This window comes from Maribacter sedimenticola (genome assembly GCF_900188415.1).
Classification (GTDB): Bacteria; Bacteroidota; Bacteroidia; order Flavobacteriales; family Flavobacteriaceae; genus Maribacter; species Maribacter sedimenticola.
The window spans coordinates 293,855-308,881 of the sequence record NZ_FZNV01000003.1 but is presented as its reverse complement, the minus strand read 5'-3'; the positions used below and the strand labels follow the sequence as shown (position 1 = coordinate 308,881).

The 15,027-nt window shown below is 37.7% G+C and carries 15 protein-coding genes; 9 read left to right on the top strand and 6 right to left on the bottom strand.

The genetic code is table 11. The features are described 5' to 3' along the window. Positions 1–87: 87 nt before the first annotated feature. Positions 88–783 (top strand): zinc metallopeptidase, encoded by a 696-nt coding sequence (locus tag CHB68_RS10655; RefSeq protein ID WP_089260866.1) that lies wholly within the window; start codon positions 88–90, stop codon positions 781–783. Between the two features lie 65 nt (positions 784–848). Then, positions 849–1,349, top strand: coding sequence for a GNAT family N-acetyltransferase (locus tag CHB68_RS10650; RefSeq protein WP_089260865.1), 501 nt, complete (start codon positions 849–851; stop codon positions 1,347–1,349). Here CHB68_RS10650 and CHB68_RS10645 read toward each other — a convergent pair. Together CHB68_RS10645 and CHB68_RS10640 are read right to left on the bottom strand one after the other, a co-directional pair. Beyond that, positions 1,346–1,816, bottom strand: a complete 471-nt coding sequence (locus CHB68_RS10645; RefSeq protein WP_089260864.1) for an Lrp/AsnC ligand binding domain-containing protein — start codon at positions 1,814–1,816, stop codon at positions 1,346–1,348. The two genes, CHB68_RS10650 and CHB68_RS10645, sit on opposite strands and share 4 nt — an antisense overlap. 63 nt (positions 1,817–1,879) lie before the next feature. Then, on the bottom strand, positions 1,880–3,253 hold the full coding sequence (locus tag CHB68_RS10640) for a saccharopine dehydrogenase family protein (protein WP_089260863.1): 1,374 nt from the start codon (positions 3,251–3,253) through the stop codon (positions 1,880–1,882). 81 nt (positions 3,254–3,334) lie between these two features. Here CHB68_RS10640 and CHB68_RS10635 point away from each other — a divergent pair, with 81 nt between their 5' ends. The 4 genes from CHB68_RS10635 (at position 3,335) to pckA (ending at position 8,254) form a co-directional block, all read left to right on the top strand. Beyond that, on the top strand, positions 3,335–3,742 hold the full coding sequence (locus CHB68_RS10635) for a DUF423 domain-containing protein (RefSeq protein ID WP_089260862.1): 408 nt from the start codon (positions 3,335–3,337) through the stop codon (positions 3,740–3,742). 41 nt (positions 3,743–3,783) lie between these two features. Then, positions 3,784–5,256, top strand: coding sequence for an SLC13 family permease (locus CHB68_RS10630; protein WP_089260861.1), 1,473 nt, complete (start codon positions 3,784–3,786; stop codon positions 5,254–5,256). Further along, positions 5,253–6,404 carry a glycerate kinase gene (locus CHB68_RS10625; protein WP_089260860.1) on the top strand — a complete coding sequence of 384 codons (1,152 nt, stop codon included), beginning with the start codon at positions 5,253–5,255 and terminating at the stop codon, positions 6,402–6,404. Before CHB68_RS10630 ends, CHB68_RS10625 begins: the two co-directional genes overlap by 4 nt. A 233-nt stretch (positions 6,405–6,637) precedes the next feature. Then, the gene (gene pckA, locus CHB68_RS10620; RefSeq protein ID WP_089260859.1) at positions 6,638–8,254 is read left to right on the top strand and encodes a phosphoenolpyruvate carboxykinase (ATP); all 1,617 of its coding nucleotides are present in this window, start codon (positions 6,638–6,640) and stop codon (positions 8,252–8,254) included. 51 nt (positions 8,255–8,305) lie between these two features. Here pckA and CHB68_RS10615 read toward each other — a convergent pair whose 3' ends face one another. Genes CHB68_RS10615 through CHB68_RS10605 form a run of 3 tightly spaced genes read right to left on the bottom strand, consistent with a single transcriptional unit; the run spans position 8,306 to position 11,384 of the window. After that, positions 8,306–9,049: a uroporphyrinogen-III synthase gene (locus CHB68_RS10615; RefSeq protein WP_089260858.1), complete on the bottom strand. Its 744-nt coding sequence runs from the start codon at positions 9,047–9,049 to the stop codon at positions 8,306–8,308. 8 nt (positions 9,050–9,057) lie between these two features. Further along, on the bottom strand, positions 9,058–9,711 hold the full coding sequence (locus CHB68_RS10610) for a DUF4271 domain-containing protein (protein WP_089260857.1): 654 nt from the start codon (positions 9,709–9,711) through the stop codon (positions 9,058–9,060). Continuing rightward, a complete protein-coding gene (locus tag CHB68_RS10605; RefSeq protein ID WP_089260856.1) occupies positions 9,711–11,384 on the bottom strand; it encodes an ArnT family glycosyltransferase in 1,674 nt (557 codons plus the stop codon). Before CHB68_RS10605 ends, CHB68_RS10610 begins: the two co-directional genes overlap by 1 nt. A 134-nt stretch (positions 11,385–11,518) precedes the next feature. Between CHB68_RS10605 and CHB68_RS10600 the strand changes: the two genes are divergently transcribed. Genes CHB68_RS10600 through CHB68_RS10590 form a run of 3 tightly spaced genes read left to right on the top strand, consistent with a single transcriptional unit; the run spans position 11,519 to position 13,987 of the window. Further along, positions 11,519–12,247, top strand: a complete 729-nt coding sequence (locus CHB68_RS10600) for a polyprenol monophosphomannose synthase (RefSeq protein WP_089260855.1) — start codon at positions 11,519–11,521, stop codon at positions 12,245–12,247. A gap of 1 nt (position 12,248) precedes the next feature. Next, a complete protein-coding gene (locus tag CHB68_RS10595) occupies positions 12,249–13,586 on the top strand; it encodes a dihydroorotase (RefSeq protein ID WP_089260854.1) in 1,338 nt (445 codons plus the stop codon). Then, positions 13,583–13,987, top strand: coding sequence for a DUF4296 domain-containing protein (locus CHB68_RS10590; RefSeq protein ID WP_089260853.1), 405 nt, complete (start codon positions 13,583–13,585; stop codon positions 13,985–13,987). The genes CHB68_RS10595 and CHB68_RS10590 overlap by 4 nt, the downstream gene beginning before the upstream one ends. Before the next feature lie 3 nt (positions 13,988–13,990). Here the strand turns inward: CHB68_RS10590 and CHB68_RS10585 are convergent, their stop codons facing one another. Beyond that, on the bottom strand, positions 13,991–15,001 hold the full coding sequence (locus tag CHB68_RS10585) for an NAD-dependent epimerase/dehydratase family protein (RefSeq protein WP_089260852.1): 1,011 nt from the start codon (positions 14,999–15,001) through the stop codon (positions 13,991–13,993). Positions 15,002–15,027: the final 26 nt, after the last annotated feature.

Sequence of the window (15,027 nt, the reverse complement as noted above, 5' to 3'; positions counted from 1 at the left end):
TTGGCGGGGTTTTTGCTTTTAAATGGTTGGATTCTAATTTAAGTATGAATCTTTAGTATATTTAATTGATTTAAAAATAGAAACGTTATGATGGGATATTATATATTGATCGGAGCCATAGCATTGGTAAGCTGGTTGGTAAGCAGTAAATTAAAGAGTAAGTTTAAGTTTTATTCCAAGGTGCATTTGCAAAATGGAATGAGTGGTGCAGAAATTGCAGAGAAAATGTTGGCTGATCACGGCATTAGAGATGTTAAGGTGGTATCTACCCCTGGTATGTTAACGGATCACTACAATCCAAAGAACAAAACCGTAAATTTAAGTGAAGGGGTGTATAACCAAAGAAATGCAGCCGCTGCGGCAGTTTCTGCCCATGAGGTGGGTCATGCCGTACAACATGCCCAAGCTTATGAATGGTTGGGTATGCGTTCCAAATTGGTGCCAATTGTCAGCGTAACCTCAAGCATGTCCATGTGGGTCGTATTCGGTGGATTGGCATTGGGTGCCGCTGCTGGTGTAGGTTTGGGATACTGGGTAGCCATTGCAGGTTTGGTAATGATGGGACTGGCAACGTTGTTCAGTTTTGTCACCTTACCTGTTGAATATGATGCCAGTAACCGTGCCTTGGCTTGGTTAAAGAATAAAAATGTAGTTACTCCAGAAGAGTATAAAGGTTCTGAAGATGCATTAAAATGGGCGGCTCGTACCTATTTGGTTGCTGCAATAGGTTCACTGGCTACTTTGGTTTACTGGGGGTTACAAGTATTTGGCGGTAGAGATTAATACGAAAAAAATAATCATAAGAAAACCCGTCTCAAAGACGGGTTTTTTGTTTTATATGGTTTTTTATGGATCGGATAAATACCAAAAGGTTGCGTTTGGAACCCATTAGCTTGGAAGATGCTACGTTTATATATGAACTATTGAACAGTGAAGGATGGCTACAGTTTATAGGAGACAAGCAGCTATCTACCGTAAAAAAAGCGGAAGATTATATCGTGAACAATTTTATGGCAGGATATCAAAAACATGGCTTTGGATTGTTAAAGGTTTGTTTGGGCAATGGTTTACCCATTGGCATTTGCGGACTTTTGAAAAGGGATTATTTAGATAATATAGATTTGGGCTTTGCCTTCTTACCTGCTTACGAAGGTTTTGGATGTGCGTATGAAGCATCTATGGCTATGATGGAATTTGGTAAGAATCAATTACAAAGCTCACGTATTCTAGCCATATGTATGGAAACCAATACCCGATCGTTGGCATTGTTGCGTAAATTGGGTTTTACAAAAAAAGATAGGATACAACTAGGTTCTGGTTCAGAAGAACTATTGTTGCTCTCCACTTAAATTGATATTTGCCGGTCTATTTGTTGTGCAAGCGAAATAAAGGTTTCTGTTCTGGAAACACCTTCAATTTGCTGAATTTCCTTGTTCAATACCTGCATTAAATGTTCATTGTCCCTACATAACACTTTTATAAGAATAGACCAGTTGCCCGTGGTATAGTGACATTCAAGTATTTCCGGAATTTTTTCCAATTGCTTTACGGCCACAGGATTACTCATGGCTTTGTCCAAATATATACCAATATAGGCCATAGTGGTATATCCAAGTGATTTTGGATTGATTACGAATTTTGAACCTGCCAATAGGCCAGATGCTTCAAGTTTACGTAAGCGCTGGTGTATGGCAGCTCCAGATATTCCAATGCTTCGCGCAATTTCCAGAACCGGTTTTCTGGCATCTTTCATTAAAAATCTTAGGATTTTCTTGTCAATACCATCAATTTTAGCCAAACTAGTAGGTGTTTTCATTCAGTAGTTTCAAATTAAAATATAAAAATACCTAATTGCTTTTAAATTGATACTGGTATTTGCTCAATTTACTACGGCATTAGGGTTGTAGCCCAAGTAGGGTACATCGTATTCCTTAAAATTGATACCATAGGTTTTCAACTCTTCCAGAATGGGCTCGTAAACCTCTTTGGTAATAGGTATTTGCACTCCTGGGGTAGTAATATTACCATTTAAAATCTTTAATGCTGCAATGGCCACGGGTAGTCCTACGGTTTTGGCCATTGCGGTATAGGTTTGGTTTTCACCGGTGACCACTAGTTTGGAATCTATTTGTTTTTCTTGACCATTTAATCTATATCCAAATTTATGGTACATAACGATCATATCTTTTTCGTCTGCTTTTAAGGTCCAACTATCCTCAAGGATTTTTTGCAGAGCTTGTGCGGGTGTGGCATTGGGTATTCCTATTATTTTTTTATGATCAAAAATATTCAGTTCCAATAGTTTGTCCCACCTAATATCATCTTGGTCAAGTTTCAGATAATGTCTTAATTTTAGTTCTACGGAATCTGTGGGCGAATAAGGCAGAAATAGGTTAATGAATTCCCTATAGCTCATATTTTCGGAATTTTCAATGGTGTAGGAATCGTCCGTTACCCCTAATTCAATAAACATATTCCAAGCTTTGGAAAACCCAACACGGCGCATGGTTCCCCTATAAATAGTGAGGGCATCCTGTAATTTATAGGCTTCCCTATAATTAAGGGAATCCCTATTGGCATACCCTTCAAAACGGCCATATCCTTCAATTTCAAAAAATTCCGTTCTTCTAAAAAGTCTATGGTAAGGGATATATTTATAGGTGCCTTCTTGAATGAATTTAGCCGTACCGCCCTGTCCGGCAAGTACCACATTTCTTGGGTTCCAGGTAAACTTATAGTTCCAGAGGTTATTATCGTTTTCGGGAGCTACCAATCCTCCACAAAAAGATTCGAACAGAATGATTTCTCCCCCGTTTTCACGAATACGGTCAATGACTTGCATTGCGCTCATGTGGTCCAAGCCAGGGTCTAGCCCGATCTCGTTCATAAAAACCAAGTTATTTTTCTTTACGCTTTCGTTTAGGGCCAACAGTTCCGGACTAATATATGAGGCGGTTACCAAGTGTTTTTTAAGTTTAACGCAATCTTGGGCCACTTTGATGTGAAATCGTGCCGGTAACATAGATATGACAAGATCAGCATTGGCAATAGCAAGCTTACGTTCGGTTTCTACAAAAATATCTAGCGTAATTACAGTGCAATGGGCATGGTCTGTAATTTGAGCGGGTATGATACTGGGATTTATATCGCCAATGGTTATTTCTAATTGTTCTGCATCAGCCTTTTTTAAAAGATAATCCAATAAAAATGAAGTGGATTTTCCTGCCCCTATAACTAGAATTTTGCGCATCATACGATTTCAGTATTTTTGATTGGTATTTATTCACTAAGGTATCAAAATGTTACATTTATAAGAAAATAATAGAATAAAGTTATGAAAAAAACAATTTTAAGTACAGCATGCGTATTTGGTTTGTTGGCGGTAGTTTTTGGAGCTTTTGGTGCCCATGGCTTAAAAAATTTGGTAGGTACAGAAGCGGTAACAACTTTTGAAACCGGTGTTCGGTATCAAATGTATCATGCTTTTTTCTTATTTGTGTTGGGTTTGATGCCAGAAAATATCCTGTTCAAAAAATCAATATATATAAGTACGTTAATAGGGGTGGTGCTGTTTTCATTTTCAATTTACCTTTTGTCGCTCAATGATGTGGTGGACTATGATTTTAGGTCCATTGGTTTTTTAACACCAATAGGCGGAGTTTTCTTAATTGCTGGTTGGGGATTATTGGGTTATAGTATTTTACGATCAAATACTGGCAAAAAGCAATATGGCGTTGAATAGCATTGGATAAAACCGTAAATTCAATCTACAATGTAAGATGTATGCATAAAATTAAATGGTTGGGCTTGGTCCTAGGTCCGCTATCCTTTATACTAATTATCTCCTTTTTTCATCCGGAAGGACTTTCTAAAGAAGCGAACGCCGTACTTGCATCTACATTATGGATAGCCATTTGGTGGATTACGGAGGTAATTCCCATAGCGGTCACCGCATTGTTGCCCTTGGTCTTGTTTCCACTATCCGGTGGATTGGATTTGGCGGCTACATCCGGGTCATTTGGTCATAAATATGTATTTCTTTACATGGGTGGCTTTGTAATTGCCATTGCCATTGAAAAATGGAACCTGCATAGACGTATTGCCCTCCATATCATTAATTTAATAGGTTCAGATGTTCGTAAGATAATTTTAGGGTTTATGGTGGCAACCGCATTTTTATCGATGTGGATTTCCAATACGGCCACTTCAGTAATGATGTTGCCCATAGGACTAGCTATTATAAAGCAATTAAGGGACAACCCAGATACTATAGAGGATGAAAACCAAATATTTGGCAAGGCATTGATGTTGGCCATTGCATATAGTGCCTCTATTGGAGGTTTGGCAACCTTGATCGGCACACCCCCTAATCTAGTATTGGCAGGTGTTGTATTAGATAACTACGGGTATGAAATAACATTTATGCAGTGGTTTATGTTTGGGCTGCCAATATCCGTATTGTTATTGTTCATATGCTGGAAATACTTGACCAGATTTGCTTTTTCGTTTAAGCAAAAATCATTTCCGGGGGGCAAACAGGAGATAAAACGTTTATTGTCCACTTTAGGTAAAATCAGTTATGAAGAAAAGATTATTGCCTTTGTGTTTGCATTAACGGCATTTTGCTGGATAACCCGCTCTTTTTTGTTACAGCGGATATTGCCAAATTTAGATGATACAATTATTGCTATATTTTTTGCTATTTTGTTATTTCTGATTCCGTCCAAAAAGAAGGGGCACCAATTGATCAATTGGGAGGAGGCGGTAAAAATGCCTTGGGGTATTATATTATTATTTGGCGGGGGCATGGCTTTGGCCAAAGGATTTGAAGTAAGTGGGCTGGCCGTCTTTATTGGCAACCAAATGACATCATTGGCAGGATTGCCTATATTTTTATTGATCGTGGTGCTCATTACCGCGGTAAATTTTTTAACCGAAATCACATCAAATTTGGCAACTACCGCTATGCTCTTACCTGTTTTGGCACCAATGGCCTTATCAATAGATGTGCATCCATTTATCCTTATGGTAGGTGCTGCGGTAGCCGCTTCCTGTGCCTTTATGTTACCGGTCGCCACGCCACCAAATGCTGTAGTTTTTGGATCGGGATATTTAAGAATTCCTGATATGGTCAGCAAAGGATTTTTTATGAATATCATATCAATCATTATATTAACCTTTTTCGTATATTTTATACTCCCAGAATTATGGGACATTTCCATAGATAGTTTCCCCCTAAAAAATATTACTAAATGAAACTACTACTCATACCAGATAAGTTTAAAGGCTCCTTAACCAGTGAAGAAGTTTCAAAAGCTTTTATAGATGGAGTGCAAAAAGCAGGGGTGGATTTTACCTATAAATTCATAAAGGCATCTGATGGTGGCGATGGTTTTATGGATGCCGTAGCCAGTTATAAGCCCTGTATTTCCGTTGAGGTTGTCACTGAAAACCCCTTAGGAAAACCATTACGCTCCCATTACCTGTACAATAAAAAGGATAATGCTGCATATATTGAGCTGGCCAATGCTTCTGGGATGGAACTATTAAAGCCCGAAGAAAGAAATCCTATGTTGACCAGTACGTACGGTACCGGGCTACAGATAAAGGATGCCGTACAAAAAGGAATTAAGAATATATACATAGGTCTAGGGGGCAGTGCTACCAATGATGGGGGTATGGGAATTGCCCGTGCATTGGGTTATGTGTTCCTGGATGCCAAAGGGAAAAAATTGCCGGCCATTGGCAATAGTTTAGAGCAGATTAGAAGTATAGATGACAGTTGGGTGGGTAATGATTTAAAAGAGGTATCCTTTTATGCTGTCAATGATGTTAGCAATCCGTTATTTGGCATTAAGGGTGCAGCTTATGTATATGCAGGCCAAAAGGGGGCTACGGATGAAATTATAAAAGTACTTGACCAAGGATTGGAAAATTTGGATCGGGTAGTGGCGGAAACGTACGGCCTTTTAAATGCCCATTTGCCAGGATCAGGTGCAGCAGGTGGAGCTGCATATGGTCTAAAAACCTTTCTTGGCGCAAATTTCTTAAGTGGTATTGATTTTATCCTTGGTCTGTCTGGAGTAGAAAAGTTGTTGGCGGCCAAGGCCTTTGATTTTATTGTTACTGGCGAGGGTAAAATAGATGATCAGACAATGAACGGTAAATTAATTCAGGGTGTAATGAGGCTTGGTGAAAAATACAATACTAGGGTAATAGCAATTTGTGGTAAGTTGGATATTTCCAAAAACCAATTAATGGACCATGGTATTTATGATGTATTTGAAATTCAAAACCCATCTAAGGATCTTGCGTATAATTTGCAAAATGCAAAGGAATTATTATCACAAAAAGCGAAAGAATTCTTTCTGTTAAGGCAGGAAAATAGCCCTTTAAAAAAGTGATGAAAATTGCTTATTTCTTAAAATTTTTAATCAAAATCACTAATTATTTATTCAAAATCAATATTTGATTCATATAATGCAATATTTTGAATAAATGATCTGTGAATATTTTTCCTTTTCTTCCAATCTTTCATAGAATTCGTATTTCGACGAGTATAAAGGCTAATTAAGCTCTGAATTTCAAGGGTTCATGTTTAAATTTTTTAGTTTTACGTGAACTAATTCTTTAAAACATGAAAAGCTCAGCAACAAATGCGAATACCATTTCTTTAAAACAATATGGGATTTTACACGCCAATTTTCATTATCAAGAAGAGCCGGAACAACTTCAAAAGGCAACCATAGATAAAAATATGGGTGTTGAAACCAGTAATGGAACATTAGCGGTAAATACGGGAGAGTTTACGGGTAGGTCTCCCATGGACCGGTTCATCGTAAAAGATAATATTACGAAAGATAAGGTATGGTGGGGACCGGTTAATATTCCGTTTGAGAGTGAAAAATTTGATGCTTTATATGCTAAAGTCATTGATTATTTAAACGAAAAAGAGCTTTTTGTGCGTGACAGTTATGCGTGTGCAGATCAAGATTACAGGCTGAATATTAGGGTAATCAATGAATACCCTTGGTCCAATATGTTTGCATATAATATGTTTTTGAGACCAACTGCCTCTGAACTAGATGATTTTACACCGGAATGGACGGTTATAAATGCTCCGGGGTTTATGGCAGATGCAGCAGCAGATGGAACTAGGCAACATAACTTCGCTATTTTAAATTTTACTAGAAAAATCGCCTTGATAGGTGGGACAGGTTATACGGGTGAAATTAAGAAAGGAATTTTCTCGGCATTGAATTTTATTCTTCCCGTTTATAAGGAGACGTTGCCCATGCACTGTTCAGCGAATGTGGGCAAGGAGGGTGATACCGCTATATTTTTTGGATTATCGGGTACTGGAAAAACAACCTTGTCAACCGATCCCAACAGAAAATTAATTGGTGATGATGAACATGGATGGACCAGCAGAAATACCGTATTCAATTTTGAAGGTGGGTGTTATGCCAAGGTCATCAACCTTTCCCAAGAACAGGAGCCTGAAATTTTTGGGGCAATTAAACCAGGCGCTATACTTGAGAACGTGGTTTTGGATGAAAAGGGCAATGTAGATTTTACCGATACTTCCATAACGCAGAACACCAGGGTTAGTTATCCTATTCACCATATTGATAATATACAGTTGCCTTCTATTGGTAAAAACGTCAAAAATATATTCTTTTTAACAGCGGATGCTTTTGGGGTATTGCCTCCTATATCAAAACTTACCCCCAGCCAAGCTGCATACCATTTTATTTCTGGTTATACGGCAAAGGTTGCAGGTACTGAGGCCGGTGTGGTAGAGCCGGTACCTTCTTTTTCTGCCTGTTTTGGTGCACCTTTTATGCCGTTGCACCCCACTAAATATGCAGAAATGTTAAGTAAGAAAATGAAAGAATCAGGTGTGGACGTTTGGTTGGTCAATACGGGGTGGACAGGCGGTCCTTACGGGGTTGGTACCCGAATGAAGTTAAAATATACGCGAGCAATGATTACGGCGGCGCTAAATGGTGAGCTTGGTCTTTACTCGTATGATAAATACCACATACACTCCGTGTTTGGTGTTGCGCAACCTAGGGAATGTCCTGGTGTGCCTACTTCAGTCTTAAGTCCTAGGGCAACTTGGAACAATGATGAAAAATATTACACAACAGCATTTAAGCTTACCAATGCTTTTAGGGAAAACTTTAAAAAATATGAAAGTTATGCCAGTGAGGAGATACGGCGTGGAGGTCCACAACGATATGCTTTCTAAAATAAAAAGCCTTGCTAATGCAAGGCTTTTTTTATGAATTTGATGGAAATTTTATTTATTTACGCTGGTAATATATTTCTGTAATGCCATTGTCATGGACGGTGTCTCAGGCGTTGGTGCCTTTATATCAATACGTAAACCTGCACCTGTAGCGGCCTCTACTGTAGAATTACCAAATACGGCGATTCTAGTATCCTTTTGGTCAAAATCAGGGAAGTTTTGAAGTAAGGATTCTATACCGGACGGACTAAAGAAAACCAGAATATCATAATAAACGTTTCTAAGATCAGAAAGGTCGCTTATGACCGTTTTATAAAAAATAGCTCTTTTCCAATGTATACCTAATGATTCTAGAGTTTCCGGTACTTCTGGCTTTAGGGCATCAGAAGAGGGTAGAAGGAATTTTTCATCCTTATACTTTTTGATCAAGGGTACAAGATCTGTAAATAAACGCTTGCCTACGTAAATCTTTCGCTTTCTGTAAACTACATATTTCTGTAAATAATAGGCGACAGCTTCGGACTGGCAGAAATACTTCATGGAATCCGGAACCTTAAAACGCATTTCATCGGCAATTCTAAAAAAATGATCTACCGCATTTCTGCTGGTCAGTATCATTGCGGTAAAATCGTTTAAATCTATCTTTTGCTGACGCACATTTTTTGCATCTACCGCTTCTACATGGATGAATGGCCTAAAATCAACCTTTACTTTCTCCTTTTCAATAAGTTTGGAATAGGGAGAATTATCCATTTTCGGCTCTGGTTGAGAGACTAAAATCGTTTTTACTTTCATACGGTGCACTATTTAAGAAAGCTTCCCATTATAACTAAGGGTGCAATTTCGAGTGCGCAAAGGTACAAAATAAAATAGAAGAAATAGGAGCTAATAAAATTTTGATAATTCCTGAGTACTGTCAACCAGCCTATTATATTGATTGCTATAAATAAAATTGAGCCAATTATAATGATGATTTTATGATCTATTGCCACGTAGGTTAAAAATATATTGGCGATACATAGCACAATGCCGGAATAATTTAAGTAGGTCAATTTCTTGAATATCAATTCATTGAATGTTTTGTAGGAATTGAACACAAAGCCATTGGCCAATTGTACTACAGTCTTTAAGGTGATGAACAAAAAAACAACGACCAACAGAATGGGAAATAAGAATGGGTTTTTTACGACCCCGGTATTTAAAAATTCACGCCAAATAAAATAAATAAAAAGCGTAGTGTTAATAATTTGAAATAGACTTATTAGGATATGAAACCAATTGAACAGTTTTTCTTTCTTGGTGTATATGGTAATATACTTGTTGTTGAACGGTAGGATAATAAAATTGACAAAGCGTGTATAATCAAAACTTTTTGCGATCAGAACGCAGATAAAACTAGTGAACAACGTAATTGTAATCCAATCTGTCTGTAAAATTGTTCTGTTGATCGGTTCCATTAGTTTATGGGGATAGGTTTTCCGTTCAATCCAAATAGTAGATTGTTTTCTGCTATGACGACCCTAAAATAACCAATGTTTTCATTTTTGGTTGTAGGCAGGCTAAATTTAAATTTTGTAGTGTCCTTTGCTTGCAATTGTGTGGTATTTGGGGTATTGGCAGTGGGTGTAATACCCAATGTCTGTATAGGGGTTTTATACGCATCCATATAAATTATGCCAAATTTTAAATCTTGCAATGAAATGTTTTGTTCATAGGGATTGTAAACAGATAGTTCAATTGATTTTTCTGTAGTAAGTGTTAACTCTTGTTCTTCAACAATACACTCCACTTTTCTAAAAGACTGAAAATTAGGAATAAATATTCCTTTATAAAGTCCGCCATCTTCTCTTTGGTAGGAAAATGAAAAGTCATTTAGGTATTTGGATATATAGGCCACATCTTTTCCCCGTACGTTTTCTTCAGAATTGTCTATACTATACTGATTTTTTCGGTACATATAGTTATTTAGTGAAAATGTGGGGCTACCATTGGTATAGAAGGAATACATGGGGGCATTTCGATAAGAATTTTCAAAGACCACGGGCCTGTTGCCTGCTTCATTCTTAATGGCGGTAGCCCATTCGATGTTGCCATGACTTTCGTAATAAAAGTTAAATAAAAGAGGTTGATGTACAAGTCCTATTCTTAAATAGGCAATTAAGATAACATTGATTAATCCCAATCGAAATATCCATGTCAATGCCTGTTTGTTGTTCAACATATAATTAAACGCTATAACAACCATGGGAATGCAGATAATTATAATCCATTGGGTCTGTATTCTTCTGTTGAAGCTAGAGATAAAAAAGAACAGAATAACCCCATAAGTAAGATATATCAATGCCTTGTTGAACAAATTGGTGTTTTTGGTCTTTAAAAGGGCCTTATAGATAAAGGGAAAGGTAAGGCCAAAAATGGCCACCAGGTTTACAAAAAAGCCCAATGTGTATTTCTCAAAGCTATACGCTCCGTTGGGCCTTTCGTACAAATGATATTTTATGGAAACAAAATCATTGTCGTACAACCAATAAAAATGGGGTGCATAACAACATAAAGCAATAAGGACCGCCAGCCAAGCATAAGGTTTGGCAACTAGTTTTATATTGGAAAGCAATACAAAAAAAATGACCAGTACGGCATGGTATTTACTGTACATCAGTGCTGCCATAAATATGCCCAATATTATGGCTAAGGGTAAGTTCTCATTTTTAATAAAATGCTTGTACGTCAATAAAAAACAACTGGTAAAAAAAAGTAGCGGAGTATCCGGCAAGGTAAAAAATCCGTAGGCGTTGAGCAGTGTCATGGAAAAGACCAAAACAAAGAAATGAACAATGTATTGGTTTTTTTTTGGGTTGTCTATCATTAACCATAACAAAACAATGTTCAGTGCCGATAATAGGCAACTAACCAGCCTAACACCCAATTCCCCATCAAAGAAATAACTACTTATTTTAATCATTAATGCCACCATTGGCGGGTGGTCAAAATATCCCCAAGCCATATTTTGGCTATAATACCAATAGTAGGCTTCGTCAAATATAAGCTGCGTAAAATTGGATTGTATAAGATTGAGTACAAATAGGACAGCGAGAAAAAAATAGAATTGCTTTGGAATTTTTGTTAACATTCGCATAGGATACTTGTGCGTAAAATTACAAATTTAAGGTCATGTGCCCGGTCTAAAAAAATCATAAAGGTAGCATTGCCCGTTTTAATACGACTATTAAAACCTTACTTTTGTGAAAATATATTGCGCAACATATGGCTAAAAGTCTTGTAATTATACCTACCTATAATGAAATTGAAAATGTTGAGGCCATCATTAGGGCGGTATTTGATTTGCAAAAAGATTTTCATGTGTTGATCGTTGATGATAATTCTCCCGATCAGACGGGAGAACGCGTTAAGGAGCTACAAGCAGAATTCTTGGGCAATCTATTTCTGGAAACTAGGTTAGAAAAATCAGGGTTGGGTACGGCATATATCCACGGTTTTAAATGGGCAATAAACAAGGGATATGATTACATATTTGAAATGGATGCCGATTTTTCCCATACCCCTTCAGATTTGATCAGGTTGCAAAGGGCATGTATGAACGGGGCGGATGTTGCTGTGGGTTCAAGGTATAAAAAAGGGGTCAACGTTGTAGATTGGCCACTGTATAGGGTGTTGCTCTCTTACGGGGCGTCCTTTTACGTTAAATTGATCACCGGTATGCGGGTGCATGATCCCACGGCCGGTTTTGTATGTTATAAGAGAGAGGTCTTGGAGGCTATAGATTTGGATTCTGTCCGTTTTGTTGGGTATGCCTTTCAAATAGAAATGAAATTCAGGGCCTACTTAAAAAAATTCAAGATAGAAGAAGTTTCCATAATTTTTAGAGATCGAGTTTTGGGCAAGTCCAAAATGAGCTCATCGATAATTAGTGAAGCTATTTGGGGGGTGTTTGTGATGAAAATGAGAAGTCTTTTTCTTAAAAATAAATTTTAATATGGGTAAAATACTTTTAAAAAATGGCATTACGGTAAATGAGGGTATCATTGCCGAAAATGACATTCTGATCGAAAATGACATTATCATAAAGATTGCAAAAGATATTACCGATGCCAACGCAGAGGTGGTCAATGTACAGGGGTTGCATATTTTACCTGGTGTCATAGATGATCAGGTGCATTTTAGAGAGCCGGGTTTAACCCATAAGGGAACAATTGCTACAGAGAGTAGAGCGGCACTGGCAGGTGGTATCACTACTTATATGGAGCAGCCCAACACTACGCCACAGACCACCACCATAGAAAAGCTTGAGGAAAAATTTCAAATTGCGGCGAACTCATCTTTTGCCAATTATTCATTTTTATTTGGTGGTACAAATGATAATCTAGAGGAGTTAAAACGATTGGATAAAAATGCCTGTTCCGGAATTAAATTGTTTTTGGGGTCCTCTACAGGTAATATGTTGGTAGATGATGAAAAGGTAATAGAAAATATTTTCCGTAATACGGAAATGGTTATTTCTGCACATTGTGAGGATGAAACTACTATTAAAGAAAATCTGGCCAAGTACAAGGCAGAATTTGGGGATGATATCCCAATGAAATACCATCCTATTATTAGAAGTGAGGAAGCCTGTTACCTATCATCGTCCAGGGCCATTGCCTTGGCAAAGAAAACTGGAGCACGCTTACATGTTTTCCACTTATCCACCGGTAAGGAAACTGAGTTGTTCCGAAATGATATTCCGTTAGAGGAAAAGAAGATTACTGCAGAGGTATGCATTCATCATTTGTGGTTTTCCAATGAAGATTATAATGAAAAAGGGTCATTGATCAAATGGAACCCGGCAGTGAAAACGGCCAATGATCGTAATTTGTTATGGAAAGCACTTTTAGACGATAGATTGGATGTCATTGCTACCGATCATGCACCTCATTTATTGGAGGAAAAGGACAATGTGTATACCAAGGCACCTTCTGGCGGTCCTTTGGTACAACATGCCTTGCCCGCAATGCTGGAGAAGGTTTCGCAAGGTGTTATTTCATTAGAAAAAGTTGTACAGAAAATGTGCCATAATCCAGCAATATTGTTCCAGATAAAAAAGCGTGGTTATATCCGTGAAGGGTATTACGCAGATTTGGTGGTAGCAAATTTAAATGACACCTGGAAGGTGACCAAGGATAATATAGCCTACAAATGTCAATGGTCTCCGTTTGAAGGGGTTGAGTTTTCATCAAAAGTGGTCCATACTTTTATTAACGGCCATTTAGGATATAGCAACGGAAAGTTTTCAGAAATGAGGAATGCCAAAAGATTAACCTATAATAGGCCATGAAAAAATACCTAGGAATAGTTTTATTGATGCTGGTTTTTGTATCCTGTGCCGAAAGTTTAATAGAAAAGCCAGATAATTTAATACCTAAGGAAAAAATGGTATTGATCCTTAAGGACATGGCTATAGTAAATGCGGCAAAGGGAACCAATTTAGGTAAGTTAAAGGATAATGGAATTGAACCTACGGAGTTTATTTTTGAAAAGTATGAAATAGATAGCGCACAATTTGTGGATAGTGACCGTTATTACGCTTCGTTACCGTTGGTTTATGAATCGCTCTATAAACAGGTAGAGACTAGTTTGGAACAACAACGGGAACAGGTGGAAACCGCAAAAAAAGTAAAGGACAGTTTAAATTTGTTGAAAAACGCACCTAAAAAGAAGGAAGCTGTTGATAAGTAGAACTTATTCTGCATGTTCCTTCATGAAAATTCTGGAGGAAAATGTAATTGAATTTTCCAAGGGTTCAAATGTATAATCCAACGTTTTAATAATTTTAGAACTATCAAAAGTGGTAGGGTGCAAAAGTCCGTGTATAGTGCTGTGGGTTATGGTTCTAGGCTTTCCTGTTAGTAAATGTCTTAAAAGGTCCAGATATTTACCTATTTGAAGTTGCCAAGGCTGCAATTTCTTATAAGGAGCCTTTTTGTTCATTGCTCTTGAAATCATTTCCAATACTTCCTTATAAGTGTTATTGGAAGCTACTACAATATATCGCTCGCCGTGAATATCTGTATTCATTAGCTGTACCATAATAGCGGTCACATCTGCAACCGCAACAAATCCTGAACCACCTGGTGGATAGTATGAATAATTTTTATGGGCGGTTTTAAAAAACGAACCACTACCATTTTCCCAATAGCCAGGTCCAAGGATAACACCGGGATTTATGATTACAACTTGTATTTGTTCCTGAGCACCGCGCCACACTTCCATTTCCGCCAAATGTTTGGTAATTGCGTAAGGGTTGGCAAATTGTCGGTTAAATTCCGTTTCTTCATCTGCTGCCAAGCTGGTGGAGGTCCTTCCTATAGTTCCAATAGTACTTACATAACAAAGTTTTTGTACGTTTTTGGCAATGCACATGTTAACGATATTGGCAGTACCTTCTCTATTGACACGGTCCAATATGTTAAAATCGGAAGGACTAAAGGAAATTAATGCTGCACAGTGATAAACATGGGTAACGTTTTGGAACGCGTCATCTAGGGAAGGTATATCCAAAATATCCCCTTGTACCCAATCTATTTTGTCATACAGGGCCGTAACGTTGGTGGTGTAGTAGGAAAAGGTCTTTTTGACCTGTTCCAGTTTTTCCACTGATCTATAAATTGCACGTACAGGTACATTTTGCATAGCCAATTTCAATAGCAAATGCGATCCAACAAGACCTGTACCTCCCGTTACTAAAACCATATTTCAAAGTTAGGGAATACAAGCCG

Coding starts and splice junctions, on each gene's coding strand:
- CHB68_RS10630 (WP_089260861.1), top strand. CDS start 3,784: ATGCATAAAATTAAATGGTTGGGCTTGGTCCTAGGTCCGCTATCCTTT.
- CHB68_RS10600 (WP_089260855.1), top strand. CDS start 11,519: ATGGCTAAAAGTCTTGTAATTATACCTACCTATAATGAAATTGAAAAT.
- CHB68_RS10585 (WP_089260852.1), bottom strand. CDS start 15,001: ATGGTTTTAGTAACGGGAGGTACAGGTCTTGTTGGATCGCATTTGCTA.
- CHB68_RS10605 (WP_089260856.1), bottom strand. CDS start 11,384: ATGTTAACAAAAATTCCAAAGCAATTCTATTTTTTTCTCGCTGTCCTA.
- CHB68_RS10610 (WP_089260857.1), bottom strand. CDS start 9,711: ATGGAACCGATCAACAGAACAATTTTACAGACAGATTGGATTACAATT.
- CHB68_RS10625 (WP_089260860.1), top strand. CDS start 5,253: ATGAAACTACTACTCATACCAGATAAGTTTAAAGGCTCCTTAACCAGT.
- pckA (WP_089260859.1), top strand. CDS start 6,638: ATGAAAAGCTCAGCAACAAATGCGAATACCATTTCTTTAAAACAATAT.
- CHB68_RS10590 (WP_089260853.1), top strand. CDS start 13,583: ATGAAAAAATACCTAGGAATAGTTTTATTGATGCTGGTTTTTGTATCC.
- CHB68_RS10650 (WP_089260865.1), top strand. CDS start 849: ATGGATCGGATAAATACCAAAAGGTTGCGTTTGGAACCCATTAGCTTG.
- CHB68_RS10640 (WP_089260863.1), bottom strand. CDS start 3,253: ATGATGCGCAAAATTCTAGTTATAGGGGCAGGAAAATCCACTTCATTT.
- CHB68_RS10595 (WP_089260854.1), top strand. CDS start 12,249: ATGGGTAAAATACTTTTAAAAAATGGCATTACGGTAAATGAGGGTATC.
- CHB68_RS10645 (WP_089260864.1), bottom strand. CDS start 1,816: ATGAAAACACCTACTAGTTTGGCTAAAATTGATGGTATTGACAAGAAA.
- CHB68_RS10635 (WP_089260862.1), top strand. CDS start 3,335: ATGAAAAAAACAATTTTAAGTACAGCATGCGTATTTGGTTTGTTGGCG.
- CHB68_RS10655 (WP_089260866.1), top strand. CDS start 88: ATGATGGGATATTATATATTGATCGGAGCCATAGCATTGGTAAGCTGG.
- CHB68_RS10615 (WP_089260858.1), bottom strand. CDS start 9,049: ATGAAAGTAAAAACGATTTTAGTCTCTCAACCAGAGCCGAAAATGGAT.